17 protein-coding genes are annotated in these 25,871 nt (G+C 59.9%); 5 read left to right on the top strand and 12 right to left on the bottom strand.

The window, feature by feature from the left end:
* Positions 1-100: 100 nt before the first annotated feature.
* The 6 genes from malQ to HMPREF9161_RS08300 all read right to left on the bottom strand — a co-directional run bounded on the left by malQ (position 101) and on the right by HMPREF9161_RS08300 (position 12,542).
* Positions 101-3,550: a 4-alpha-glucanotransferase gene (malQ, locus tag HMPREF9161_RS08325; RefSeq protein WP_009729223.1), complete on the bottom strand. Its 3,450-nt coding sequence runs from the start codon at positions 3,548-3,550 to the stop codon at positions 101-103.
* Between the two features lie 150 nt (positions 3,551-3,700).
* Positions 3,701-5,146 carry a glycogen synthase GlgA gene (gene glgA, locus HMPREF9161_RS08320; RefSeq protein ID WP_009729222.1) on the bottom strand — a complete coding sequence of 482 codons (1,446 nt, stop codon included), beginning with the start codon at positions 5,144-5,146 and terminating at the stop codon, positions 3,701-3,703.
* A gap of 113 nt (positions 5,147-5,259) precedes the next feature.
* The gene (glgB, locus tag HMPREF9161_RS08315) at positions 5,260-7,599 is read right to left on the bottom strand and encodes a 1,4-alpha-glucan branching protein GlgB (RefSeq protein WP_009729221.1); all 2,340 of its coding nucleotides are present in this window, start codon (positions 7,597-7,599) and stop codon (positions 5,260-5,262) included.
* 35 nt (positions 7,600-7,634) lie between these two features.
* A complete protein-coding gene (locus tag HMPREF9161_RS08310) occupies positions 7,635-10,097 on the bottom strand; it encodes a glycogen/starch/alpha-glucan phosphorylase (protein WP_009729220.1) in 2,463 nt (820 codons plus the stop codon).
* Between the two features lie 158 nt (positions 10,098-10,255).
* Positions 10,256-11,362, bottom strand: a complete 1,107-nt coding sequence (gene glgD / locus HMPREF9161_RS08305) for a glucose-1-phosphate adenylyltransferase subunit GlgD (protein ID WP_009729219.1) — start codon at positions 11,360-11,362, stop codon at positions 10,256-10,258.
* A gap of 28 nt (positions 11,363-11,390) precedes the next feature.
* On the bottom strand, positions 11,391-12,542 hold the full coding sequence (locus HMPREF9161_RS08300; protein WP_009729218.1) for a glucose-1-phosphate adenylyltransferase: 1,152 nt from the start codon (positions 12,540-12,542) through the stop codon (positions 11,391-11,393).
* Between the two features lie 406 nt (positions 12,543-12,948).
* Between HMPREF9161_RS08300 and rpsT the strand changes: the two genes are divergently transcribed.
* On the top strand, positions 12,949-13,215 hold the full coding sequence (gene rpsT / locus HMPREF9161_RS08295) for a 30S ribosomal protein S20 (RefSeq protein ID WP_009438217.1): 267 nt from the start codon (positions 12,949-12,951) through the stop codon (positions 13,213-13,215).
* Positions 13,216-13,360: 145 nt separating this feature from the next.
* Here the strand turns inward: rpsT and HMPREF9161_RS08290 are convergent, their stop codons facing one another.
* A complete protein-coding gene (locus HMPREF9161_RS08290; RefSeq protein WP_009729217.1) occupies positions 13,361-14,506 on the bottom strand; it encodes an MFS transporter in 1,146 nt (381 codons plus the stop codon).
* 157 nt (positions 14,507-14,663) lie between these two features.
* Between HMPREF9161_RS08290 and HMPREF9161_RS08285 the strand changes: the two genes are divergently transcribed.
* From HMPREF9161_RS08285 to pepT, 3 genes are all read left to right on the top strand, one after another.
* The gene (locus HMPREF9161_RS08285) at positions 14,664-15,482 is read left to right on the top strand and encodes an MFS transporter (protein WP_009729216.1); all 819 of its coding nucleotides are present in this window, start codon (positions 14,664-14,666) and stop codon (positions 15,480-15,482) included.
* A 156-nt stretch (positions 15,483-15,638) separates the two neighbouring features.
* Positions 15,639-17,204, top strand: coding sequence for an AbgT family transporter (locus HMPREF9161_RS08280; protein WP_009729215.1), 1,566 nt, complete (start codon positions 15,639-15,641; stop codon positions 17,202-17,204).
* 22 nt (positions 17,205-17,226) lie between these two features.
* The gene (pepT, locus tag HMPREF9161_RS08275) at positions 17,227-18,492 is read left to right on the top strand and encodes a peptidase T (RefSeq protein WP_009729214.1); all 1,266 of its coding nucleotides are present in this window, start codon (positions 17,227-17,229) and stop codon (positions 18,490-18,492) included.
* A gap of 183 nt (positions 18,493-18,675) precedes the next feature.
* Here pepT and HMPREF9161_RS08270 read toward each other — a convergent pair whose 3' ends face one another.
* Positions 18,676-20,490, bottom strand: coding sequence for a M48 family metallopeptidase (locus tag HMPREF9161_RS08270; protein ID WP_009729213.1), 1,815 nt, complete (start codon positions 20,488-20,490; stop codon positions 18,676-18,678).
* A 120-nt stretch (positions 20,491-20,610) separates the two neighbouring features.
* On the opposite strand from HMPREF9161_RS08270, the gene HMPREF9161_RS08265 reads away from it, so the two are divergent.
* A complete protein-coding gene (locus HMPREF9161_RS08265) occupies positions 20,611-21,123 on the top strand; it encodes a nitroreductase family protein (protein WP_009729212.1) in 513 nt (170 codons plus the stop codon).
* Positions 21,124-21,309: 186 nt separating this feature from the next.
* Here the strand turns inward: HMPREF9161_RS08265 and eno are convergent, their stop codons facing one another.
* The 4 genes from eno to HMPREF9161_RS08245 form a co-directional block, all read right to left on the bottom strand.
* Complete coding sequence (gene eno, locus HMPREF9161_RS08260; RefSeq protein ID WP_009729211.1) at positions 21,310-22,614, bottom strand: phosphopyruvate hydratase; 1,305 nt, start codon at positions 22,612-22,614, stop codon at positions 21,310-21,312.
* Positions 22,615-23,195: 581 nt separating this feature from the next.
* Positions 23,196-23,867, bottom strand: a complete 672-nt coding sequence (locus tag HMPREF9161_RS08255; RefSeq protein ID WP_009729210.1) for a response regulator transcription factor — start codon at positions 23,865-23,867, stop codon at positions 23,196-23,198.
* Positions 23,868-23,902: 35 nt separating this feature from the next.
* Positions 23,903-25,180, bottom strand: coding sequence for a type II secretion system protein GspD (locus HMPREF9161_RS08250; RefSeq protein ID WP_009729209.1), 1,278 nt, complete (start codon positions 25,178-25,180; stop codon positions 23,903-23,905).
* Positions 25,181-25,194: 14 nt separating this feature from the next.
* On the bottom strand, positions 25,195-25,767 hold the full coding sequence (locus HMPREF9161_RS08245) for a hypothetical protein (protein ID WP_009729208.1): 573 nt from the start codon (positions 25,765-25,767) through the stop codon (positions 25,195-25,197).
* Positions 25,768-25,871 lie beyond the last annotated feature (104 nt).

Here is a 25,871-nt window from a genome sequence, read left to right as displayed (position 1 = left end):
CCCTGACAAAAAGACTATTCGTAGCATACCATAAAACAATTAAAAAGGAAAGAAAAAGCCCGCCGCACGAATCCCATGCGGCGGTCCCGCTGCCCTCCTCTTATCGATGATAGCGAATGCAGAGATCCTTGAGTTTTCCGGGATCCAGTTGGAGCAGGTAGTCCTTCTTGAGGCTCCAGCGCCAGTTGATGCCGACGGTGCCCGGCGTGTTCATGCGCGCGCGCTCGTCGAGGGCGAGGAGATCCTGCATGGGGATGATCGCCATGCGCGCGTTCGACGCATACGCCGCCTTGACGAGACGCTTGCAGATCGTCTGCGGCCGGTCGGCCGTCGTTCCGACCATGTTCGCGAGCGTCTCGCGCAGCACCTCGTCGATGTCGCGGAGGTACCAGCCGACCGTCGTGTTGTTGTCGTGCGTCCCTGTGTAAACGATCGTGTTCTCCGGCACGGCAAAACCGACGCGGCCCGATTCGTTCGGCACAAGCATGAATTGAACGACCTTCATGCCCGGGAATCCGCACGCCTCGCGCAGGCGGTCGACCTCGGGCGTGATGATGCCGAGGTCCTCGGCGACGATACGGAGCGTGCCGAGGCTCCGCTCGATCTCGTCGAAGAACGCCTTGCCCGGCCCTTTCAGCCATCGGCCGTTGACGGCGGTCTCGGCTTTGCCGTCAATCGACCAATAGGACTCGAACCCGCGGAAATGATCGATGCGGATGATATCCACCTGTTCGCTCAGTTTTTGGAAGCGCATCTTCCACCACGCGTAGTTGTCTTCCGCCATCGCCTCCCAGTCGTACTGCGGGTTCCCCCACAGCTGGCCGCGCGCGGAAAAATAGTCGGGCGGCACGCCCGCGACGGTGCGCGGCGTCCCGTCCTCGTTCAGGTCAAAGAGGCGCCGGTTCGCCCACACGTCCGCGCTGTCCTGCGCGATGAAGATCGGCATGTCGCCGAGGATCTCGACGCCCTTTTTCTTCGCATAGTCGTGCAGACGGTTCCACTGCGTGTGGAAGATATACTGCTTGAACCGATCCAGCGCGATCTCATCGCTCCGGCGCGCGGCGAGTTCCTTGAGCGCCGCGGGGTCGCGCCCGCGGATCTCCTCCGGCCACTCTGTCCACGGCACGCGGCCGTACTCCTCCTTCGCCGCATGGAAGAGCGCGTAGTCGTTCAACCAGTAGGCTTCCATCGAGCAGAAGCGCCGATACTCCTCATTGCCTTCGCTCTCCTCCCGAAATGCGGCGTACGCCTTTGCGAGCAGTTTTTTCTTAAACTGCTTGACGCGGTCGCAGTCGACGAACGCCGTATTCGCCTGGTAGGGCAGGAAGAGGTCCTTTTCCGTCAGCCAGCCTGCCTCCATGAGCTGCTCCGGATCGATCAGCATGATATTGCCCGCAAATGCGGAGATCGACTGATAGGGCGAGTAGCCGTATCCGACGGGACTGAGCGGGAGAATCTGCCAGACCTTTTGCCCGGCCGCGGCGAGGAAATCGACGAAGCGGTACGCCTCTCTGCCGAAATCTCCCACGCCGTATTTCGACGGCAGCGAGGTCGGATGGAGGAGCACGCCGGCCTTGCGCTCATAGCAGCGCGGTTCTTTGCGTTCGCGCAGGAGGAGACCGTAGAGCGGCGGAATCTTGATCCGCAGGCGGCCGCGCTCTGCCTCGTAGAGGCGCGACGGTTTGAAGCAGTCCTCGAACACGCCGCAGGCAAAGTCGCTGACATCCGCCTCTATCGTCATCGTCTCGCTCGGGTTCCGGTTGAACGCTGCGATAAAGACGCCGTCCTCCTTCTCGCGGTTGAACACGTCGTAGCCCGAACGGATCGTCCGCGCGTAGGCGACGACGTCTCCCGCGCCGTAGAGCGGCAGGATGTCCCCCGTGCGCAGCGCGTCGTTCTTGTTGCGGATCTCGATGAAACGCTCCACCCAGCCGCGGATCTCCTTGCTGCCGTTCGCCCAGTCGTAGGGGCGGCGGTTGAACGGGTCCTTGAACCCCTGCATGCCGATCTCGTCGCCGTAGTAGACGCTCGGCACGCCGGGATAGGTCATCTGCCACAGCGTCGCCATAAGGAGGCGTTTGGACCCCAGTTCGAACTGCTCAGGCGTCATGCGGACGCGCGCCTGCTCGACGGCGGGCATCCCCTCGTAGTAAGGCACGCCCCCGAGCACGGTGACGGCGCGCTGCACATCGTGGCTGCCGATGAGGTTCATCATCGCATAGAGATTTTCTTTCGGGTAGTTCTCGATTTGGCTTGCGAGACGCCGCGCCGTTAATCTGCCGTCCGCATTCCCCATTAAGAAGTCGAAGAGGATCGCGCGCAGCGGATAGTTCATCGCCGCGTCCATCTCGCAGCCCGAGAGGTATTCGCGCGGCGTGCCGTAGGCCACTTTGTTCGAGGCGTCCTCCCACACCTCGCCGATCATGACGGCGTCGGGGTCATGCTTCTTGAGCTCCGCAAAGAAGGTCTTGGAGAATGTCGGCGGCAATTCGTCGATGACGTCGAGGCGCCAGCCGGCAATCCCTTCGTTCATCCAGTAGTGCAGGACGCTGTTCTCGCCCGTGATGACGAAGTCCATATAAGAGGGGTCCGTCTCGTTGACGTTCGGCAGCGTGTCGAAGTTCCACCAGCAGTCGTACTCGTTCGGATAGCTGCGGAACCGGTACCACGAGTAATACGGCGACTCTTTCGACTGATAGGCGCCGATCGATTCGTACCGGCCCCGCCGGTTGAAGTAGATGCTGTTGCTGCCCGTGTGGCTGAACACGCCGTCGAGGATGATGCGGATGCCCCGCGCGCGCGCCTCTTTGACGAGCATGCGGAAATCCTCAATGTCGCCGAGCATGGGGTCGATCTTATGATAGTCCCCCGTATCGTAGTGATGGTTGCTCTCGGACTCAAAGACGGGGTTGAAGTAGATGCAGGAAATCCCGAGATCCGCAAGGTAGTCGAGCTTTTCGACGATTCCCCGCAGGTTGCCGCCGAAGAAGTCGTAGGCGACGATCTCCTTGGTATCGGGATCCTTGAGATACATGGGATCGTCCGTCCAGTCCGTCCGAATGACGGCGCCCTTCTTGCGCACAATCGCATCCCCCGACCGCGCAAACCGATCGGGAAAAATCTGATACATGACGGCGTTCTTGAACCAGTCGGGCGTGCGCGCCCCCCTGTTGTAGACCGTCACCTGATACGAGGCGGGCGCCGTGCGGCCGAGGGCGCCGATGCCCCCGAGCATCTCCTCGTTGTTGCCGTAGAAGTAGGTGCCGCTCTCCGCTGTGATGATAAAGTAGTACCACACGAGGCAGCCGTAGTCCGGCAGGTTCACCCGGCAGGTATAGAAGCGCCGCTCCCCATCGGCGTCCTTGGTCTCAAGGGGAACGAGCAGTTCGCCCGTGCGGTCCTGCCACAGGCGCACGAGCACCTGCCGGATCGGCTCGCTCGTACGGATACGGATGCCGAGCCGCAGGCGCGCGCCCGCCTCCGCCGCGCCGACAATGGAGCGGAAATAAATATCCTGCGAGTTGTGCTCCACTTGATCATTTTCCAGCATAGCGCCGCTCCTTTCCCTGAAACAAACGCACAGAAACCACCGGCGAATCGAATGCGATCATTCGCATGCATTCGCCGGCGGTTCCCAAAGTCCGCGCCGCAATGAGCATTTCCCACATGCCGCACGCAGACGTATTTCCATCGGGAGCACTCACGCCCCCGCCATGATGCGCTCATAGAGTTTCTCGTACGCTTTCGCCGAACGCGTCCAGCTAAAGTCGCTGTGCATCGCGGTAAAGATGAGCTGCCGCCACTCGCGCAGGTTCGCGTAGGCGGCCAGCGCACGCTTCAGGGCGTACATCATCTCATGCGCGTTGTACTCGTAGAAAAGGAAGCCGTTCCCCTTGTCCGGGTCCGCGCGGTCGAACTGCACGACGGTGTCCTTGAGCCCGCCCGTCTCACGGACCACGGGAATGGATCCGTAGCGCATGGCGATGATCTGACTGAGGCCGCACGGTTCGAACATGGACGGCATGAGGAAAATATCCGAGGCGGCATAGATCCGCTGCGCCAGTTCGTTCGAGAAGCGGATGTTGATCGACGCCTTGTTCGGGAAGCGCCACGCCAGCTCCCTGAACCAGTCTTCATAGCTGCGGTCGCCCGTGCCGAGCAAGACGAACTGCACGTTCTCGTGCATCAGTATCTCGTCGAGCACGCGCACCACGAGGTCGATCCCCTTGTTCTCGACAAGGCGCGTGACCATCGCGATCATCGGCGTGCGGCGGTTTTTGGGAAGGCCGAGGTCCTTCTGGAGCCGGACCTTATTGTCGGTCTTGCCCTCGACGGCATTCTTTGGGCCGTAGTTGACGTAGAGGTTCGCGTCCGTCTCCGGATCGTAGACGCCGTAGTCGATGCCGTTGACGATGCCGCAGAGATCCGCGCTGCGGCTGCGCAGCAGGCCGTCGAGATGCTCGCCGTAATATTCGTACCGGATCTCCTCCGCATAGGTACTGCTGACGGTCGACACGCAGTCGGCATAGATGATGCCCGCCTTCATGAAGTTGACCGCGCCGAAGAACTCAAAATCCCCGTTGTTGTAGTACCGCCAGTCAAGTCCGAGCACATCCTCCATGACGTCCTTTGGGAAAACGCCCTGATACTTCAGGTTATGGATCGTGAACAGCGTGCGGATCCTCCTGTAGCGCTCGTCATCCATATGCTCGAGACGCAGCAGCACGGGCACAAGCGCCGCGTGCCAATCGTTGGCGTGGATGACGTCCGGCCAAAAATCGAGCGCGGGGAGGAGGTTCAGCACGGCGCGGCAGAAGAACGAAAACCGTTCGGCATCGTCCGGATAGCCGTAGCACCCCTCGCGGTTGTAGTACTCCTCGTTGTCCACAAAATAATAGGTAACGCCGTCCGAGACATACTTATCGATGCCGACGAACTTATCCCGCCACGCAACGTTCAGGATGCCGTCATAGACATGCTCCATCGAACTGCGGAGCTCTTCGGGAATCGCGCCGTATTTCGGCAGAATAACGCGGCAGTCAATCCCGTCCGCAGCGAGCGCGTGAGGGAGCGCCCCCGCCACGTCTGCGAGCCCGCCGGTCTTGACAAACGGAACGGCTTCCGATGCGACGTATAGAACCTTCATCCCTATATCCTCCTTTGATCCTCATGGACGGCGCAGTCGTCATCCGTTCCATGGGCCGTTCATATTCTGTTCGCGGTTGTGCTTCTTTCCCGTTCCTTTGCGGCGCGGCGGTTTTATCTCTTTGTGCCGCTCGCCTTCTTGGGCGGTTCTTCCGCCTCCTTCGGCGCCTGCTTGCGGACGGACTTCTTCTTCACCGCGGTCATGCCCGTCTTTTCGGTCGGTTTTGCCGCCCCGGAAGCGGTCCGCTGTGCCGCGGATGCGGGACGCTTCGTCCCGGGCTTTGGCGCCTTGGCCGCGGACGCGTCCGCGGCGGTCTTTGCGGCGAGCTTTTTCGCGGCCGCCGTCCGCTTTGCCGGCTTCGCCCCGTCAGTTTTCGCGGGCTCTACCTTCTTTGCGCCCGTCCGCTTCTTCGGCGCTGGTTTTTCCGCCGGAGGCACCCGATCCGCCTTCGTTTTTCGTGCCGCGGCCGCCTTCGGCCGCGCGGCGGCCGTCTTCTTTTGAGCGACAGCATCCGCGAGCTCGGGCAGCTCGCTGACGGGTGTGCCAGCGCCGCTCTGACGCCTCAGCCGGTAAAATGCCGACGCGAGCGGCGGCACGGTGATGACGAGGGACTGCTCGCGTCCGTGATAGGCATAGTTCTCGCTCACGAGATCGCCCGCGTTGACCACGCCGCTGCCGCCGTAAGCCTCCTCGTCCGAGTTGAACACCTCGACGTACGTCCCCTTCGTCGGCACGCCGATACGGTAGCCCCGATGCACCTCGGGCGTGAAGTTGTGCACGCAGACGAGGAAGTCGCTCTGATCGTCGGCGCGGCGGATGAGGGCAATGACGCTGTTCTCACTGTCGTTGCAGTCGATCCACTGGAACCCTTCCCAGTCGAAATCCACCTGCCAAAGGGGCTTGTTCTCCACATAAAACTTGTTGAGCGCCTTCGAGTAGGCCAGCATCTTCGTGTGCATCGGATACTGCTCGACCAAATGCCAATCGAGACTGTCGTCGAAGTTCCACTCGATGAAATGCCCGAACTCGCCGCCCATAAAGAGCAGTTTCTTGCCCGGGTGCGCGATCCAGTAGCCGAAGAATCCGCGAAGCCCAGCAAATTTTTGCCAGTAATCCCCCGGCATCTTTTCGATGAGCGAACGCTTGCCGTGCACGACTTCGTCGTGGGAGAGCGGCAGGACGAAGTTCTCGGAGAACGCGTACATGAGGGAGAACGTGATCTTGTCCTGGTTCCACTTGCGGTAGATCGGATCGAGGCTCACATAGTCGAGCATGTCGTTCATCCAGCCCATGTTCCATTTATAGTTGAAGCCCATGCCGCCCATATAGACGGGCTTGGAGATGAGCGGCCACGAGGTCGACTCCTCGGCGATCATGAGCGCGTGCGGATGGTACTTGAAGATGGTTTCGTTGAGTTTCTTGAGGAAGTCCATCGCCTCAAGGTTGCCCGTATCGCCGTATTTGTTCGGCTGCCACTCCCCGTCCTCGCGCCCATAGTTGAGGTAGAGCATGTTCGCGACGGCGTCGATGCGCAGCCCGTCGATGTGGAACTCCTCCATCCAAAACAGCGCGTTCGAGATGAGGAAACTCTGCACCTCGGTGCGGCCGTAGTCAAAGTTGGTCGTACCCCACTGCCTGTTTTCCGCGCGCGTCTCATTGTCGGACTCGTAGAGGTTCCGGCCGTCAAAATGCCGCAGCCCCTGCTCGTCGTTGCAGAAATGCCCGGGCACCCAGTCCATGATGATGCCGATGCCGTTTTGATGCGCGGTGTCGACGAGCCAGCGGAAGTCGTCGGGCGTGCCGTAGCGGCTTGTCACGGCGAAGTAGCCCGTCGCCTGATAGCCCCACGATCCGTCGTAGGGATGCTCGCAGAGGGGCATGAACTCGATGTGCGTATAGTTCATCTCTTTGACATAGCCGATCAGCCGATCCGCCAGTTCGCGGTAGGAGAGGTACGCCCCCTCGAGCGTCCGCCGCCACGAGCCCGCATGCACTTCGTACGTGAGCATCGGCCGCACGTAGGAAGATCCGCGCGCCTTTTGCTCCCGCCACGCGGCGTCCCCCCACTCATATTTGTTCATATCGAAGGTGCGGGATGCCGTCTGCGGTTTCCGCTCCGCATAGAACCCGTAAGGATCGGCCTTCATGATGCGCGGCCCGCCCCACTGCGGCTCAATCGCGTATTTGTAGATCTCGCCCTCGCCGAGGCCCTCGACGAAGGTCTCCCAGATCTCGCCGTCGGCGATGCGGTTCATCGGATGGCGCGCGGCGTCCCAGTCGTTGAACACACCGACGACGCTGACGGACTTCGCGTTCGGCGCCCAGACCGTGAAGCGCACGCCGCGTTTGCCGTTCCGCTCGAGGAAATGCGCGCCCAGCATTTCCTGTGCATGATAATTCGTCCCCTGATGAAAGAGGTAAAGATCAAACTCGCTTAACGCTGATGTCTTCACAAGATCCCCTCCTATGTGTTCCTAACGGCTGCGGATTATGAAATGACGACGGGTCGGATGTCCCAGATATCCCGGGCATACTCGTCAATCGTGCGGTCGGACGAAAATCCGCCGGAATGCGCGACGTTCACCGCCGCCGTCCGCGCCCATCCGTCCTTGTCCCCGAACCGCCGCATCACCTCAAGGCGCGCATCGTCGTAGGCGTTGAAGTCCTTCAAGATGAAGAACTCGTCGTTCGCATGCAGCAGGTAGTCGTAGAGGGAGCGGAAGTCTCCGTAGGCGCCGTCCACGAGTTGGTTCATCACCGTGCGCACCTTCTCGTTCGCGTGGTACTCGTCCCATGCGGAGTACGTGCCGCCCGCATAGTAGTTCATGACTTCCTCGGCGCGCAGGCCGAAGATGACGCAGTGATCGCTGCCGACCGCCTCGCGGATCTCGACGTTCGCGCCGTCGAGCGTGCCGAGCGTGATCGCGCCGTTCATCATGAACTTCATATTGCCCGTGCCGGACGCTTCCTTGGAAGCCGTGGAGATCTGCTCGCTGACGTCCGCCGCGGGGTAGACCAACTCGCCGATGGAAACGCCGAAATTCTCGATGAAGATCACCTTCATGAACTCCGAGACGCGCGGGTCGTTGTTGATTTTATCCGCGACGGCATTGATGAGGCGGATCGTCTCCTTCGCGATGTAGTAGCCCGGCGCCGCCTTGCCGCCGAAGAAGTAGGTCACGGGCTGCGCGAGGAACGCGGGATCGTCCTGCGCGCGCCGGTAACGGTACATGATGTGCAGGATATTCATGAGCTGGCGCTTGTACGAGTGGATGCGCTTCACCTGGATGTCGAACATCGAGTCGGGGTTCAGCTTGACGCCGTTGTGCCGCTCGATGTAGCGTGCGAGCCCCATGCGGCGCAGATGCTTGATCTCCATGAGCCGGTCGCGGAACGCCCTGTCGTCCACATGGTTGTGCAGACCGCGCATCTGTTCCGGGTGCCGGTGCCACGCGTGGCTGCCGAGCACATCGTCGATGAGCGCCGAAAGTTCCGGATTCGCCCCCATAAGCCATCGGCGGTGCGTGATGCCGTTCGTCTTGTTGTTGAACTTGCGCGGCGTGTAGTCGTAGAAATCCTTGAGCGTCGTCGATTTGAGAATGCCCGTATGGATCTTCGCGACGCCGTTGATGCTGTGGCCGCCGACGACAGAGAGGCGCGCCATATGGAGTGCGCCGTCCTGGATGATGGAGAGGGCGCGCACTTTGTCCTCGTTGCCGGGGTACCGGCGGCGCACCTCCTCCAGGTGGCGGCGGTTGATCTCGTCGATGATCATGTAGATGCGCGGCAGAAGCGGCCGGAACATATCGATGCTCCACGTCTCGAGCGCCTCCGGCATGATCGTGTGGTTCGTATAGGCAATCGTATCGCGTGTGATCGCCCACGCGTCCTCCCATGTCAGACGCTCCTCATCGACGAGGATGCGCATCAGTTCCGCCACGCAGAGCGCGGGGTGGGTGTCGTTGATATGAATGCCGATCTTCCTGCCGAACTCGTAGATGCTCATCCCGGTCTTCTTATAATACCGCACGATACTCTGCACGCCGGCCGATACGAAGAAGTATTCCTGAATGAGACGCATCCGGCGTCCCTCGAACGTGCTGTCGTCGGGGTACAAATAGCGCGTAATCGCCTCGACAAAGCTGCGGTAGTCGTTGCGCTGCTGAATCTCCTCCTGCGTGAGCATGCCGTAGTCGGAGAAATCGCGGTTGACCTCCGCGTTCCACAGGCGCAGCGTGTTGACCGTCGCGTTGTGGTAGCCGACGATCGGCATATCGTAGGGCACCGCCATAACGACCATAGGGTTCTCATGTACGAGCTCGAGCCTGCCGCCGACGTCGCGCATATACGCGTTGCCGCCGAATTTCACATCGACCGACTTATCGGGCTTGCGGTACTCCCATGCAAAGCCGTCGCGCAGCCAGTTGTCGGGAATCTCGACCTGGTTGCCCCCGACGATCTTCTGCTCGAAGAGTCCGTACTGATAGCGGATGCTGCACCCGTGTCCGGGCAGGCGGTGCGCCGCGAGGGAGTCGATGAAGCACGCGGCGAGACGGCCGAGGCCGCCGTTGCCGAGGCCCGCGTCCGGCTCCGCTTCGTAGGCGTCGGAGAGATCGAGCTTAAAGTCTTCGAGGACCTCTTTGAGCGCTTCCTCGATGCCGAGATTGATGAGGTTGGATTTTAAGAGCCGGCCCAGCAGGAACTCGATGGAGAAATAGTAGATCTGCTTCTCTCCGCGCTCCGTATACGTCCTATTCGTCTTAATCCAGTTGTCCGAGATGGACTGTTTGGCGGTCGCGGCGACCGTCTTGTAGATCTCGACCTCCGTGAGCTGGTCCACCTCGCGGCCGAACATGACGTGTGCGGTCGTGATGAACCTGCTCTTTAGGATTTTCTTCATCGTTTCAAGCGCTTTCCCCTTTGGTCTCGCGACATGATCCTTCTGTGCCAAATCGTCCACTCCTTTTCCGGTATCGTCGTCCCATCCCTCACCGCGGCCGCGGCATCCCCATAAGAATCCCGGGAAACAATAAGCCGCTAAAGCGCTCGCCCCTCTCCCTATGCGGACGAGCAAGGCATTACTCTAACGGCAGGCAAAACATTTTACGCTTAGATCGTGATATTCTTCTTGATGACGAGAGGATATTCCCGCGCCCCCTTGAGCCACTTTTCGGGCGTAATCACGACGTTCTTGTCGCAGATCACATTCTCGACGAGCGCGCCGTCGCCGATATCGCATTTCTGCATGATAATTGAATTTTTTATCTTCACATCCCTGCCCACCTTGACGCCGCGGAACAGGATGCTGTGCTCCACCTCGCCGCGCACGACGCAGCCGTTCGCGATGAGGGAGTTCGATACCTTCGCCGTATCCTTGTACTGCACGGGAACGCCGTCCTTGATCTTCGTGTAGACCGGACGCTCGCTCATAAAGAGACTTTCCCACACCGCGGGGTCGAGGATCTCCATATTCGCGCGGTAATAGGTGGACATGGAGTCCACATGCGCCATATAACCGTCGTGCTCATATGCGAACATCGTATAATCCGCGGCACGGCGAATGATGCCGTCCAGCATGAAGTCCCGCCCGCCGCGCTCATACGCATAGCGCACGGCATCGGCAAATACGTGCCGATCCATAAGACAGACGCCCATCGATACTTTCATCCCCGGGGCGGCAACCGGCTTCTCGGAGATATCGCGCACCAGACCGGTCTCCGCCGTTTCGAGGACAATGTTGTTCCCCGCGTTCTCTTCGGCCGTCGTATGGGAGACGAGCGTAATGTCCGCGCCCGTGTTCTGATGGAACCGCAGCGCCTTCTCAAAGTCGACGTTATAGACGAAGCTGCCGTTCGTCAACAGGATATAGCGGGAGGAAGCGTGTTCGATGAAGTCGAGGTTGTGGTAAAAATTCTTCAGATCGCCTCCGCGCCGCATCGTATCCTCATGCGGGGCCGGCAGATAAAAGAGGCCGTCATGGCGGCGCGCGAGATCCCAATCCTTGCCGGAGCGCAGATGATCGAGCACGGAACGCGGCTCGTCCGGCAGCATGACGCCGACCTTGTTGATGCCGGAATTGACCATGCTCGAGAGGGCAAAATCGATCAGGCGGTAGCGCCCGGCGAAGGGAATGGAGCCGACGGCACGGCGCTCGGCGAGCTCACGGATCATGCCGCCGTCCTCCTGCAGGTTGATGAGCCCCATAACGCTGTTCATTGTTCTCACCCCAGTCTCTTCGGGCAGATCAGCCGACGCGCTGTGCTGCCGCGGCGGTCACGACCTCTCCTTCGGGAATGACGGCAATCCGGTTCTCTTCGCCGACCGCCTGCGCCCCGGCCTCGACGGTACAGTTCTGCGCGAGGATGGCATAGTCAACGACGGCGTCCTCCCCCACGACGGCGCCGGGCAGGAGGACGGCATTGCGCACAACGGCGCCCTTGCCGACGCGCACGCCGGGGAAAATCACGGAGCGCTCGACCGTGCCGAGAATCATCGTCCCCTCGCTGATCATCGCGCGCGTGATCTTCGCGTCTTTGCCGACGAACTGCGGCGGCATCGACGGGTTAAACGAGCAGATACGCCACTTGCCCGAGAGTTCAAACGGCGGTTCATCCTGCAGGAGGTCCATATTCGCCTGCCAGAGGCTCTCGATCGTGCCGACATCCTTCCAGTAGCCGTCGAAGGCATAGGAGTAAAGACGTCCCTCGTCCGCAAGCATCTTCGGGATGATGTCCTTGCCGAAGTCGTGGCTCGAGGTCTCGCTCTTTGCATCCTCCGTCAGATACTTGGCGAGATAGTCGCGGTTGAAAATATAGATCCCCATCGAAGCGAGATTGCTCTTCGGTTTTGCCGGTTTCTCCTCAAACGCGACGATCTTCCCGTCTTCGTCCGTATTCATGATGCCGAACCGCGGCGCCTCGTCCCACGGCACCTCGAATACGCCGATCGTCGCCTGCGCCTTTTTCTTCTTGTGGTGTTCGATCATCCACGCATAATCCATCGTGTAGATGTGATCCCCCGAGAGCACGAGCACATAGTCGGGATCCGACATATCGATGAAGTTGAGGTTCTGATAGATCGCGTCGGCCGTCCCGCGATACCATTCCGCGCCCTTCTCACGCGCGTACGGGGGCAGGACGAACAGGCCTCCGTCGCGTTTGTCGAGATCCCACGCGCTGCCCGATCCAAGGTATTGGTTCAGCTCGAGCGGCCGGTACTGTGTGAGCACGCCGACCTTTTCGATCCCCGAGTTGACGCAGTTGCTGAGCGGGAAATCAATGATGCGGTACTTCCCGCCGAAGGGAACGGCCGGCTTTGCGACGCGCTTTGTAAGAGCCCCAAGGCGGCTGCCCTGTCCGCCCGCCAAAATCATTGCCAAGCACTCTGTCTTTTTCATAAGGTTCTTCCCCCCTTACGGATACCGACGGTATCCTCATGATATATGCGCGCCGTGCGGACACGCCGTACATCCGCCCGATGCGCCGTATTTCTGCCTGTCTTACAGCTGTTTCCTTCATCTTTTCCGCCGTTTCCCTCCTTTCTGCCGATCATTTATTTATTAATTATTTTATTCGATAAATAAGTTTGATTTCCTGCAATGCTTCGTCGTACTTCCGCCGTTTTTTAAAAAATATAATTGCTTACGGGAGGATATTCATACAAAATCGACATTCTCCGTCTATCGTTTCATTATTTATTTTTATCGTTCGATCCATTCCCCGGGGGAAAGAAAAACATATTGCAATTTCTATATCCGTGTGATAGAATAGCGCAGTACATTTTTCGTCGAGGGGGTGAACGATTTGCCGAATATCAAGGCTTCTATTCTGAGCGTAAAGTCTGACGCCAAGCGCCGCGCACGCAACGTCGCGGAGAAGACGCGCGTCCGCCGTGCGATCCGCAGCGTCAACGACGCCGTCGCAGCGGGCAATGCGGACGAGGCGAAGAACCTCCTCGTCGCCGCTTACAAGTCGATCGATCAGGCGGCGGCCAACAACGTCTATCATAAGAACGCCGCAGCCCGCAAGAAATCGCGTCTTGCCAAGAAGGTCAACGCGCTGGCACAGTGAGAATATAAAAACGCCGTTCCGGACGGAACGGCGTTTTTTGCTGCCCATATCAAGTGACGCGGGATTTTGGCGCATAACGGCGTCATATCGTCAATCGCGGAATTTTCCGCAGCGACGATGCCGGAAGCCAAAATCCCGCGCCGCATTAGGAGATGCGGCGAAACACATACATACCGACACATGCCTGCGCCAGGCACAGCGCCGCAAGAATCCCGAACGCCGCATGCAGGTTCGCAAGATGTGAAACGAAACCGATCGCCGCGGGTCCCGCGAGGATACCGAGGTACCCCATCGCGCTGACGGCGGAGACCGCCGTACCGATCGGCATGACGTCCTGTTTCCCCATGAGCGAGAAGAAGACGGGCACGATATTCGCGCTGCCGATGCCGACGGCAAAGAAGCCCGCGTAGACGAGCGCATCCGCGGGGGCAAACATGACGAGCAGGATGCCGGCACACGCAAGCAGGGCGCCGCCTACGGCGACGCGGCGCTGACCGATCCGCTGCACAACGGCGTCCCCGAGGAAGCGCATCAGGAGCATTGCCGCGGAGAACACGGAGAAGCCGACGCCCGCGAGCGATAAATCCAGCCCGCGCACGGTCGTCAGATAAACGCCGCTCCAATCCATCACCGCGCCCTCACTGAGGAACGCGATGAATGCGGCGGCGCCGATGCATACGATAATACCGCGCGGCCGCGCGACGAGCGCGCCGCCTCCGCCACCATATGGAATAAGACTGCGGCTGAAAGCCGCCGTAAACAGAAGAATGATCCCGGCGGCAATCGCCGTCGACTGGAAGGCCGTCAGCCCCAAGGCGCCGACCCATACGCCGTAAAGCCCCGCCCCGACGAATCCGCCGAGACTCCAAAACGCGTGCGTTCCGCTCATAATACGCCGCCCGATCCCCTTTTCGACAATGACCGCCGCAACGTTGATCACAACATCCACGCAGCCCATGAGCGCACCGAAGAACAAAATCACCGGCACGGCGATCCACAGGGAATCCACTAGGCATACGGCAAGGAGCGTCGCCGCATAAACGACGGCCGTCGCGGTCAGCACACGGCGGCAGCCGAGTCGTGTGGAGAGCGCCCCCGCAAGAGGCATCGTCAAGAGCGAGCCGATCCCGACGCACAGCAGCAGCATCCCCAGGACATCGTCGCCGATCGCGAGGCGCTGCCGCAGGAGCGGCACGAGCGGCGCCCACGAGGCCGAGCCGAATCCCCCGATGAAGAAAAAGGCGCGCACGGCGTGCGCCTCGCGGCTGCCGATCTGCTTTTTTGTCCCCATTGGCGTATCCCCTTCCGAAAAACTGCTGCTATTCTACCATATCGAGCGAAAAAAGCAATGTCCACCGTTTGAGGCGCAGCCCGTGCCGGTCTCTTTACAGAGGACCGCACGCGTAGTATATTGGAGCGCATAAGGGGATCCGAACGGAGGAAGCGCAATGTATGCAAACAAGCGCGAGGCGCTTTGGACAAAAGAATTTCTCGGCATGAGCCTGTGCAATTTTCTGCTCTACATCTCTCAGTATGCCATGATCGCCGCGCTCCCCATCGTCATGATGGCGGAATACGGCGGCGGAGAGGTCGAGGCGGGCGTTGCCATGACCTTCTTTCAGATCGGCACCGTCTCCGCGCGCCCCTTTGCGGGACTTGTCATCGACGCGGTAAACAAGCGCCGGCTGATGCTTGCCGTGACCGGCGCATTCTTCCTCGTCATGGCGGCGTTCGTTTTTGCCGCTTCGCTCTCGGCCATCTACGGACTGCGCCTCGTCCACGGCGCCGTCTTCGCGCTCTCGACGACGACGGCCGCCGCGCTCGCCGCGGAGACGAGCCTCTTCTACGCGTGCTATGCGGGTGCGATCGTCGTGACGCATCCCTTTGTCGGGCGCATCTTTGATCGTAAAGGACCGGATTATGTCGTCTACCCGGGGCTGCTCCTGTTTGGGGCCGGCATGATCTTTCTCGGCAAATCCGCGGATATGATATCCCTCCTCGAGGCGGCCGTTCTCCTCGGCGCGGGCTTCGGCGCGGCGACGCCCGCGTTCCAAACGCTCGCCGTCCGCAGCGCCCCGCCGGCGCGCGCCGGCGTCGCCACCGCCACTTACTTCTGGTCGCTCGACATCAGCGTCGGCCTTGCCGCGGCCGGTCTCGGGCTTGTCGCCGTCGCCTACGGATACGCTTTTACCTACGGTGTCGTCGACGCCGTCGTCGTTCTCTGTGCCGCGCTCTGCTACGCAGTGTGGCGGCGTATGCGAAAATAATGGAAGCGGCGCGAAAATACGCGCGGATCCAATCTTTATAAAAGGATTTTTCCTTTATTTGTCGAAATAGCAAAATTATTATGTTTTTCGCTGTAATCAACGGGCTTCTACATCATATCCGCTCATCGGATGGAGGCCACTCCGGGAGGAATCTGTATGACAAACGAACTGCCGAACGCTGCGCCGCCGAAACAGGAGGTCGGCGGCATCCTCGGATGGATCGAGCGGATGGGCAACCGCATCCCCGACATCACAATGCTATTCATCTGCGCCTTCATCATTACCTGCGTTTTATCCGCAATCCTATCGCAGATGCACTTCGACTACATCCATCCCTCGACGCACGAACCGATTGCGGTCAATAATATGCTGGACCCCGCCGCGCTCGTCACGCTGCTCACGAAGATGGTGACGAACTACACGGGATTCCCGCCGCTCGGCATGGTCATCGTGGCGACGCTCGGCATCGGCATCGCGGACGGCTCCGGCTATATCAATACGGGGCTCAAGAAAATCCTCGCCGTCACGCCGAAACGCCTCATCACGCCCATCGTCATCCTCGTCGGCATGGCGAGCCATCTCGCGCCGGACTCGGGATATATGATTATCATTCCCATCGCCGCGTACATGTTCTACGCATCGGGCAAGCATCCGCTCGCGGGCATCGGCGCGTCCTTCGCGGGCATCGCGGGCGCGTTCGCCGCCAACTACACGCCGTCGGCAATCGACCCCGTCATTCAGGGGTTCACGCAGATGGCGGCGCAGATCATCGACCCGACCTATGAGGTCAACGTCCTCTGCAACTACTTCTACGCGCTCGGCTCAACGTTCATCGTCATCGCGGGCTGCTGGTGGGTGACGGAAAAAGTCGTCGAACCGTGGTGCCGCAAGGCCTGCCCCGTGGACGCGGACATCGACGTCCCCGCGCAGGACCTCTCCGTCACGCCGCGCGAGAACCGCGCGTTCTATATCGCGAGCGCGTTCCTCGTGCTGCTCCTCGTCGGGCTCGTCCTCGCCCTCCTGCCCGAGGATTCCATCCTGCGCGACCCGGCGGGCAATATCGCGAGTTTTAAGGCGCCCGTCATGCAGTCCATCGTCGCCATCATCTTCCTGCTCGCGGCGGCGGTCGGCGTCGTCTACGGCATCATCAGCGGCAATTTCCGCAGTTCCAAGGATTTCACGCATTCGATGGAGGAGATTACGAAGACGCTCATTCAGCTCATCGTGTTCTACTTCTTCGCCGCACAGTTCATGTATGTGTTCGGTGCGTCCGGCATCGGCGCGCTGATTGCCATCGCGGGCGCGGAGTTCCTGAAGTCGCTCGCGCTGCCGCCGCAGGTCACAATCTTCGGCATCATCCTCTTCGTCGGTATGCTGAATCTCATCATCACCTCGGCGTCGGCGAAGTGGGCGATTCTCGCGCCCATCTTCGTTCCGATGCTCATGGCCGTCGGCATCGCGCCCGAACTGACGCAGGCGGCGTTCCGTGTCAGCGACTCCGCCGTCAACGTCTGCACGCCGATGTTCGCGTTCTACCCGCTCATCATCGTCTACTGTCAGAAATACTATAAGGCGACGGGCGTCGGCACGCTCAGCTCGCTCATGCTGCCGTACACGGTGACCCTCCTCGTCACGCTGACGATTATGCTCTACCTCTTCTGGTGGCTGAACATCCCGCTCGGGTTCCAAGCCGACTACGTCTATCCGCGCGTCATGTTTTAACGCAGATTGAAAGGAGATTCCGATGACCGACCATGAAACAGAAGAAGAACTCGTCAAACGCTTTCTCCGCTACGTCAAGGTGCCGTCGCAGAGCGAGGCCAACGGCGGCGTAAAGGTGCCGAGCACCGAGAGCCAATGGGATATGGCACATCTCCTCCAAGAGGAACTGAATGCGCTCGGCATGGCGGATGTCTCGCTGAGCGATAAATGCGTCCTCACGGGATATCTCCCCGCGAATCTGCCCACAGGCGCGCCGCACGTTCCCGCCGTCGGGTTCTGCGCGCATATGGATACGGTCGACGTCTCGCTCAGCCCCGTCGTGAAACCGCGCCGCGTGCGCTACGAGGGCGGCGATATTGTACTGAACGAGAAAGAAAACATCGTCATGCGCGCGGCGGAGCATCCGGAGCTCGCGCCGTACGTCGGGCAGGAGCTCATCGTCACCGACGGCACGAGCGTCCTCGGCGCCGACAACAAGGCGGCCATCGCCAACGTCATGACCGCGCTCGCAACGCTTGCGGGCGATGCGTCCATCCCGCACGGCGACATCTATGTATCCTTCGTCCCCGACGAAGAGTGCGGGCTCTGGGGCTCAAAGAACATGGACTTCACGAAGTTCCCCGTCGCCTACGCCTACACCATCGACTGCTGCGCCCTCGGCGAGGTCGTCTACGAGACGTTCAACGCGGGTTCTGCGGCCATCACGATTCAAGGCGTGAGCGCGCACCCGATGAGCGCGAAGGGCGTGCTCGTCAATCCGACCCTGCTCGCCGTCGATTTCGTCAATCTCTTTGACCGGAAGGAAACGCCGGAGTGCACCGAGGGAACGGAGGGCTATATCTGGTGCCAGACCATCCGCTCCAATCCGACGACCGCGGTCGTTGAGCTCAACATCCGCGACCACGACAAGGCGCGCTACGAGGGGCGCAAGCGCCTCATCCTCGAAAACATCGAAAAGCTGCGGCAGCTGGAGCCGCGCTGCCGCGTGACCTATACGATGGAGGACACCTACGGCAACATCGCGGACGCCGTGACGGACGAGAACCGCAGCGCCATCGACAATATCTACGAGGCGATGGAGCGCCTCGGCATCACGCCCAAGACCATCGCCATGCGCGGCGGCACGGACGGCTCCTTCATCTCCACGAAGGGGATTCTGACACCGAACTACTTCACGGGCGGGCTCAATTTCCACTCCAACTACGAGTTCCTGCCGATCCCCTCCCTGCGCAAATCCTACGAGCTGACGATGGCGCTGATTGCACTGGCATACGAAAAGGCGCGCTAACCGGCGACGCTGGATTTTTGCGCCGAATTTCGTCATATCGTCGAATGGTTTGCCGCCATAACGAGCCGCAGAACACAGCGGCGCGGCGCCCCAACGACAGGTTCGATCGCGGCGCAGAATCTCAACATATCCAAAAAGAGACTGCCGCGCAGATGTATCTGCGCGGCAGTCTCTTTTATATGCTCAGGATTTCGACTTCATCCTGCTTTCCTTTTTATTTTTCTCCCGCAGCGCTTTTTCCTTCTCCTCGCGGGCTTTCTTTTGCTCCTTGACGCGTTTATCATATGCTTTTTTATCAATATGCTCTAAGTAGGTGTCCGGGATACGCGCGGCGGCGCGCGGCTCGACTTCGTAGAGTTTCTTGAAATACTGCTCTGCCTGTGCGCCGTCTCCCATCTCGTCGTAGAGTTCCGCCGCGATGAGGTATCCGAAGGGATTCTTTGCGTCCACTTCGATCGCCTTCATGCAGTCTGCGAGCGCTCCCTCACGGTCGCCGAGAGTACGGCGCACATCCGCGCGGTTCACCCATGTGAGGACGTTCTTCTCTCCCTCCGCGACGCCGCGGTCGGCATCTGCGCGCGCCGCCGCGGCATCTCCCCGCGCGGCATAGGCGCGCGCGCGGATAACGTAACTGAGCGCGCGGTCCGTGTCGTTGGGAGAGGCAAATACCCGCTCCATGAGCATGAGCGCCCGCGCGCTGTCCCCGTAATCGCTGTACGTGTCGCTGTTCTCGCGCATCTTATCGACAGCCTTTGCGTCCGCCGCCTCGACCGCCGCGCGCTCCTTCGCGCGTGCGTCCGCGCGCTCTTTTTCGGCGGCGCGCAGTTTCTCCCGCGCGCCGCTCGCCGCCTCACCCGCATAGGCTGCCTGCACGAGATCGCGCAGCAGTGCGCCCGCATGTGCCGCGGTCAAAAAATGATAGAGCAGTTCATTCACGCGCGCATCGCCGCGCTGCGTCGCTCCGCCGTTCCGCGTCACGGCAAGCCCCCACGCATCGGCCGTATCGAAGTCATGAAACGCGCGCGCGAGCGCGCCCGCGACAAGGTAGGCGTTCTCAGGGCTGTTGTCGTAATTGTCGTTCGTCCACGTCACGGTGAGGAGCGGCGTGCCGTCGATGCAGACCGTTTTGCGGTCTTTGACCGTGACATGCCCCGCGCTGTAGTCCGTCATGTACTGCGCAAGTCGTTTCTCACGCTTTTCCGTGGCGGGATGGTCGGAGAAATCGTCCTGCGGGAGTTCTTTCTGCGTCGGGTCTTGATACTCGAGCAGTTCCTTCGTCTCGTAGGTCATATAGTAGCCCATGCGCGCCATCGCCGCCGCGCCGCCGCCGGGGTTGAATCCCGCGCTCGTCATGATGCGGAACCCGCCCTCGTCGGCCTCGTACTCAATCGGCAACGTGACATTCTTTGCGATGGAGTAATTGACCAGCGCGCTCATCTTCTCCCAGTCCATGAGTCCCGTACTCATGTTGAGGAAGGCCATCCCGTAGAACTGTGCCGCCGCCTTGGCGTAACTGTGCGCGCTGTGCTGGCGCAGGCCGTGCGTCATCTCGTGTCCGAGCACCGCGGCGAGTTCGTCCACATTGCCGTTCAGCCCGTGAACGAGCCCGCGGTTAATCGTCACGTAGTCGGTCGGGTAACACGCCGCGTTGAAGACGGGACTGTCGGTGAGCGCCCACGTAAAGGGCAGGGAGTTCGCGCGCAGCACATAGTCGCCGTGCTCTACGAGCCGCTCCATGATGCCGTCGACGAGCCGAACGTCATTTGCGTTCTTCGCGCGCCCCTGCTCCTCAAGGTCCTGCCGCTTGCTCTGCACCTGCGCGTTGACATCGTTGCCCATCGCGAGCACCGCCGCGAGAGAGGATTTATACGCGCCGAACACGCCGAGCGCCTGCGCGGCGATCGCCCACGCGTCGATGGCCTCCGCGCGCGGCATCGGAACCAGCGCCCCCGCCGCAACCGCGAGTATCGTGAGTACCGCACAGAGTTTCTTTCGCATCATACACCTCATTCCCTTATGACGATATGCTCAGCATAGCATAGATTTCTTATTTTATGCTGAAAAAGATTTTGACACCGATGGTATAATAAATAGAATAGCGATGGAGGAGGTTTTATCATGGAATTCAACGAGCTCATCAAGGAACGCTTTTCCTGCCGCGCGCTCTCGGACAAAGAGATCCCGCACGACGCGACGGGCCGCATCTTCGAGGCGGCGCGGCTTGCCCCGACGGCGGTCAACAAGCAGCCGTTCAAAGTCTGGGCCGTGCAAAGCCCCGCGGCGCGGGCAAAGCTCGCCAAGACGACAAAATACACCTTCGGCGCGGGACTCTTCCTCGTGGTGGGCGGCAAGGCCGACGAAGCGTGGGTGCGGCAATATGACGAGCGCAATTTTGCCGATGTGGACGCCGCCATCGCCGCGACGCATATCATGCTCGCCATTCACAACGAGGGGCTCGCCTCGACATGGGTCGGTCACTTCGACGCGCCGAAGCTGAAAGAATTCTTCCCCGAGATGGCGGGCTACGACCTCATCGCCATCTTCCCCGTCGGCTATCCGGCCGAACAGGGCGTCCCCTCCCCGCGGCATACCGTACGCAAAAGAGCGACAGAGATTGTGAAAGTGCTCTAAAGTGGGATCTTTTTCGAACGCTTCGTCGACGTAGTCTATATATGCCTTCCTCGTGTTCTCGTTATTCCTGACGATGCGTCAAAGCTTCCGCTCCACTGACTTTAGCCTTTACAAACGAACATTCTCCCACATGACATAGAAAAACCACCGCCGCAGCGGTGGTTTTTCTATTGCCCTCAAAGGCTCTTATTTCATAAAGCTGAACGCGCGCTTGCCGGGGTAGACCGCGCTCACGCCGAGTTCTTCCTCGATGCGCAGGAGCTGGTTGTACTTCGCGACGCGCTCGGAACGCGACGGTGCGCCCGTCTTGATCTGCGCGGTGTTGAGCGCAACGGCAAGGTCTGCGATCGTGGTATCCTCGGTCTCACCGGAGCGATGGGACGTGACGGCCGTATAACCGGCCTTGTGCGCCATCTTGATCGCCTCGAGCGTCTCGGAGACGGAACCGATCTGGTTGAGTTTGATAAGGATCGAGTTGCCCGCGCCGATCTCGATGCCCTTCCTGAGGCGCTCCGTGTTCGTCACGAAGAGGTCGTCGCCGACGAGCTGGACTTTGTGCCCGAGCGCCTTCGTCATGGCTTTCCATCCGTCCCAATCCTCTTCGTCCAGACCGTCCTCGATGGAGTAAATCGGGAACTGATCGACGAGCGATTCCCAATGTTTGATGAGATCGTCGGACGTGAACTTCTTGCCCGATTTCGGCTGATGATAGAAGCCCTTGCCCTTTTTCTTGTCCTTCCACTCGGAGGAGGCCGCATCCATCGCGAGGACGAAATCCTTGCCGGGTTTGTATCCGGCCTTGACGATCGCCTTCAGAATGTGTTCGATCGTATCCTCGTCGGAATCGAGATCCGGCGCAAAGCCGCCCTCGTCGCCGACCGCCGTCGTCTTGCCTTCCTTCTTGAGGAGTGCCTGCAGGGCGTGGAACACCTCGGTCGACCAACGGAGCGCCTCGCGAAACGTGGGGGCTCCTGCCGGCATGATCATGAACTCCTGCGTATCCACGGAGTTCGTCGCATGTGCGCCGCCGTTGAGGATGTTCATCATCGGCACGGGCAGGACGTTCGCCTGCAGTCCGCCGAAGAAACGATAGAGGGGGATATCCTCGGACTTCGCCGCCGCAGCCGATGCCGCGATGGAAACCGCGAGGATCGCATTCGCGCCGAGCTTGGATTTGTCCTTCGTGCCGTCCAGATCGAACATCGCCCGGTCTACGGCATAGATGTCGCACGCCTCGATCCCTACAAGGGCGGGCGCGATCTTCTTGTTCACGTTATTAACGGCTTTCGATACGCCCTTGCCGCCGAATTTTGACTTGTTGCCGTCGCGCAGCTCGAGCGCCTCAAACTCGCCCGTAGACGCACCCGACGGAGAAGCGCCGCGGCCGATCGTCCCGTCCTCGAGAATAACATCCGCCTCAACCGTCGGGTTGCCGCGCGAATCGATGATCTCACGTCCGATAACCTGAGCAATTCTTAAGTAATCACGCATGAATATTCCTCCTCCATCACCAACGAAGGGATACATCCCTCCCGGGGGACGCCGTTTCCCACAGCCTCTCCGCTTGATAACCCTTATCCGGTATTATACGATTCTTTCATTGAAAAAGCAATGTGAACCGCCTTCATATTTAAGCGGATCACGCATTTCTTATGAAGAAAATTTTTTAACCCCATGTCGTCTTATCGCCTCTTGTTTAATATGAAATTCACACAAACAAATCGATTCTTAACTAAATTCTTTTCTTCTTAAGTGACTCAAGTCACAAAATTTTCGAAACTAATATGATATGATACGAATGTCAACAGGGATACGAAACGTCCTCCCCGACATCTTCCCCCTGTTGATCATCCCTCTAAAAGGAACGTCTCCCTGCGTTCCTAATTGTAAGGCATTGTCCTTACATCCCATTTCTCAAGCCGCAGATTTTCCCGATCTGCGAGCATCCCTTTCCAAGAAAAAGAGCACGCCCGAGCAGTGGATTGCAGGCGGCTCTTTTTCTTTTGCGTATTTTTATTCTTTAAAAGGCGAGCGGTTCGTATCCATGCCGGATACGAACCGCTTCATATATTTTATTCCAAGGTCACTATTTTATTTTTGAGGACGTAGACGAGTGCCTGTGTGCGGTCGTTGACCTTCAATTTATGGAAGATGCTTGTAAGATGATTTTTGACCGTCTTCTCGCTGAGGCCGAGCACCTTTCCGATATCTTGGTTCGAGAGGCCCTTCGCAATGCAGCCGAGGACCTCCATCTCGCGCGGGGTGAGCCGCTCGCCGCGGCTCTCGTCCCAGATCTCCTTTGCCATGCGGCTCACGTCCCCGTAGATCGCCGTACTGCCGAAGAGGCGTTCCGCGAGTTTCGGATAGACGAAGGGAGCCCCTTCGTTGACCATGTGAATCGCCTTGATGAGCACATTCGGCTCGACGTCTTTGAGGAGATATCCGAGCGCACCGTTTTTCAGCAGCTCCAGAACGTAGTTGTCGCTGTCGTGGATGGTCAGCGCGATGATCTTCGAACGGCAGCGCGCCTGCTTGAGCTGTTTCGTCACCTCGAGGCCCGTCAGTCCCGGCATATTGATGTCGAGCAGGAGGATGTCGGGCTTCAGCATGAGTGTCCGCGCGAGGGCTTCCTGTCCGTCCTCCGCTTCCCCCACGACCTCGAGATCGTCCTCAAAGTTCAGCACGCGCTTGATGCCTTGACGGAGCAGCGCATGGTCGTCCGCAAGCAGTATTCTGATTGCCACTTACATCTCCCCTTTTCTTTGCTTCCTGCAAATTCTCATGTTTCGTCCAGTACACGTGCCGTAAGGAAAATCATCAGCTCGGACTCCGTTTTGCTCGTCCGTACGCTGCGGAAAAAAGATCCTAGGATGGGCAGATCGCCGAGGAACGGTATCTTGGACAGCGACCTTGACTCGTCGCTGTCGATGAGTCCGCCGATCACCATGGTCTCGCCGTCTCGGAGGCGCACCGTTGTGTCCGCACTTCGCTTTTGGAACCGATAGACCTTGAGATCCTCGACATAGACGGGCGTGCTGACCTCCGTGTGGACGCGCGCCGTAATCGTTCCATCCGCCGTCACACGCGGTGTGTAGCGCAGGATAATCCCCGCCTCGCGGTAATCGACGGCATTGGTCGTGACATGATCGGACATCGTCGTGCGCGGTACGGGCACCTCCGCACCGATGTTGATGAGCGCCTCGCGCCCCTGCACGGTGGTCACATTCGGCCGGGCAAGCATCTTTGCCTTGCCTTCTGTGATGAGTGCCCGAATTGCCGCCGAATAATAAAATTCATAGGGCACACCCTCGGGGCCCCTGCCGAACCGTATGATGCCGGAGGCACTCGTCCCTCCGGTGCCCGCGCTGCGGCCGCTGATGCGCCGGCTCCCGGCATCCACGTTCGGATACAGGGGGAGCGACGACCATGTCCAGTCGACGCCGAGATGTTTTGCAGCTTCCTTTGAAACGGCGACCACGCGGGCCTCAAGGGAGACTTGACGCGGCTTCACATCGAGTGCGGAGATGATTTCGCGCACGGCAAACGCCTCGGTTTCCGTCCCGTAAAAGAGGAGCGTATTCGTTGCGGAATCGACGAGTACGCGCCGCCCGCGATCGGAATCCGAGGCTTCGCCCCCGCTCTCCTCGTTAGTTTTCGACATGTTTCCACGTTTTCCTTCACCGCTGAGGGATAAATTTGCTGCGTATGCGAGTTCCTCGGGATCCGCAAAACGCACGGGATAAACGTGGACACGACGATTCTCCGTCCGCGCCTCCCCTCCGAGGGCAAGGAAAACGCCGTCGCGCCGCTCGATCTGGATGCCGCGCGCCGCCGCGATGAGATGCAGGAGCGCTTCCGGTTCGCCCGTCAGATGTGCGGTTACGGAGCCCGTGACGCCGTCGTCGACGATGAGCGGCACATTGCCCATGCGCGCGACGGCAAGCAGGACGGTGCGGACATCGCCGCCCGTCACGTCAATGCTGACGGGCACGGCATGTGCGGCGGCGGGCATCATCATGAGAAGGAAAGAAAGTCCCGCAACGATCCTCCGCTTCATATTCCACGCGCCTCCTATTCCCTCCGCAGTGTAATCGTCTCGCCGCCCCTCCGCAGGGTCACGGCAGTATCGCCCACATCCTCCACGACGTAATCCCGCCATGTCTCTCCCACCGAGAGCGCGGCGCTTTCCTTGTCGAGGGCAATGATTGCAATGCGTCTTCCGTCCGTGCCGGTCACGGTTCCCCGCAAGGCGGGCCGGTCCTGTTTCGCCGGGGGCGTCCCAGGCTGTGCGCCTGCGGCAACGGGGGATGCCGCATTTTCAAGGGGCGCCGTCCCTGCGGGCATCCTCTCATCCGCCGCCCGATGCTTTTCCCCCTCAACCGTCTCCCCGCGCGTCTCGTGTATATATGTGAACGGATCCCGCAGCGGCGCGCGCTGTGCCGCCGCGTCGAGTCCCGCGATCTCCCGCGGTCCCTCGGGCACCAGGGTGCGTTCCTGCGGCGGGCGCTCGATGACGGCCGGAGGATCCGTATCCCACGATGCGTATATGACGCCGCCGAAAATACATGCCGCTGCCGCAGTCCCCGCGGCGATATACGGCACGGGAACATGTGTAAGACGCTCACGCCATTCCTCGGGTGTCATATAGTCCCTCCGCACATAAAATCTTGATAGACGATTTCTTATTTCATTTTATTGTAATATAATTTCCATGATTCTGCAACTTTTATTCTCTCTACGCGGATCAA

Origin of the sequence: Selenomonas sp. F0473, assembly GCF_000315545.1 — a bacterium.
Lineage (GTDB): Bacteria > Bacillota > Negativicutes > Selenomonadales > Selenomonadaceae > Centipeda.
The sequence above is the reverse complement of the archived record's forward strand: the minus strand, read 5'-3'. Positions and strand labels throughout refer to the sequence as shown.

What these genes read in the sequence shown, in the direction of transcription:
- malQ (WP_009729223.1), bottom strand. Translation starts at nt 3,550, where the DNA reads ATGCTGGAAAATGATCAAGTGGAGCACAACTCGCAGGATATTTATTTC.
- glgA (WP_009729222.1), bottom strand. Translation starts at nt 5,146, where the DNA reads ATGAAGGTTCTATACGTCGCATCGGAAGCCGTTCCGTTTGTCAAGACC.
- glgD (WP_009729219.1), bottom strand. Translation starts at nt 11,362, where the DNA reads ATGAACAGCGTTATGGGGCTCATCAACCTGCAGGAGGACGGCGGCATG.
- HMPREF9161_RS08300 (WP_009729218.1), bottom strand. Translation starts at nt 12,542, where the DNA reads ATGAAAAAGACAGAGTGCTTGGCAATGATTTTGGCGGGCGGACAGGGC.
- HMPREF9161_RS08290 (WP_009729217.1), bottom strand. Translation starts at nt 14,506, where the DNA reads ATGGGGACAAAAAAGCAGATCGGCAGCCGCGAGGCGCACGCCGTGCGC.
- HMPREF9161_RS08285 (WP_009729216.1), top strand. Translation starts at nt 14,664, where the DNA reads ATGTATGCAAACAAGCGCGAGGCGCTTTGGACAAAAGAATTTCTCGGC.
- HMPREF9161_RS08280 (WP_009729215.1), top strand. Translation starts at nt 15,639, where the DNA reads ATGACAAACGAACTGCCGAACGCTGCGCCGCCGAAACAGGAGGTCGGC.
- pepT (WP_009729214.1), top strand. Translation starts at nt 17,227, where the DNA reads ATGACCGACCATGAAACAGAAGAAGAACTCGTCAAACGCTTTCTCCGC.
- HMPREF9161_RS08270 (WP_009729213.1), bottom strand. Translation starts at nt 20,490, where the DNA reads ATGCGAAAGAAACTCTGTGCGGTACTCACGATACTCGCGGTTGCGGCG.
- HMPREF9161_RS08265 (WP_009729212.1), top strand. Translation starts at nt 20,611, where the DNA reads ATGGAATTCAACGAGCTCATCAAGGAACGCTTTTCCTGCCGCGCGCTC.
- eno (WP_009729211.1), bottom strand. Translation starts at nt 22,614, where the DNA reads ATGCGTGATTACTTAAGAATTGCTCAGGTTATCGGACGTGAGATCATC.
- HMPREF9161_RS08250 (WP_009729209.1), bottom strand. Translation starts at nt 25,180, where the DNA reads ATGAAGCGGAGGATCGTTGCGGGACTTTCTTTCCTTCTCATGATGATG.
- HMPREF9161_RS08245 (WP_009729208.1), bottom strand. Translation starts at nt 25,767, where the DNA reads ATGACACCCGAGGAATGGCGTGAGCGTCTTACACATGTTCCCGTGCCG.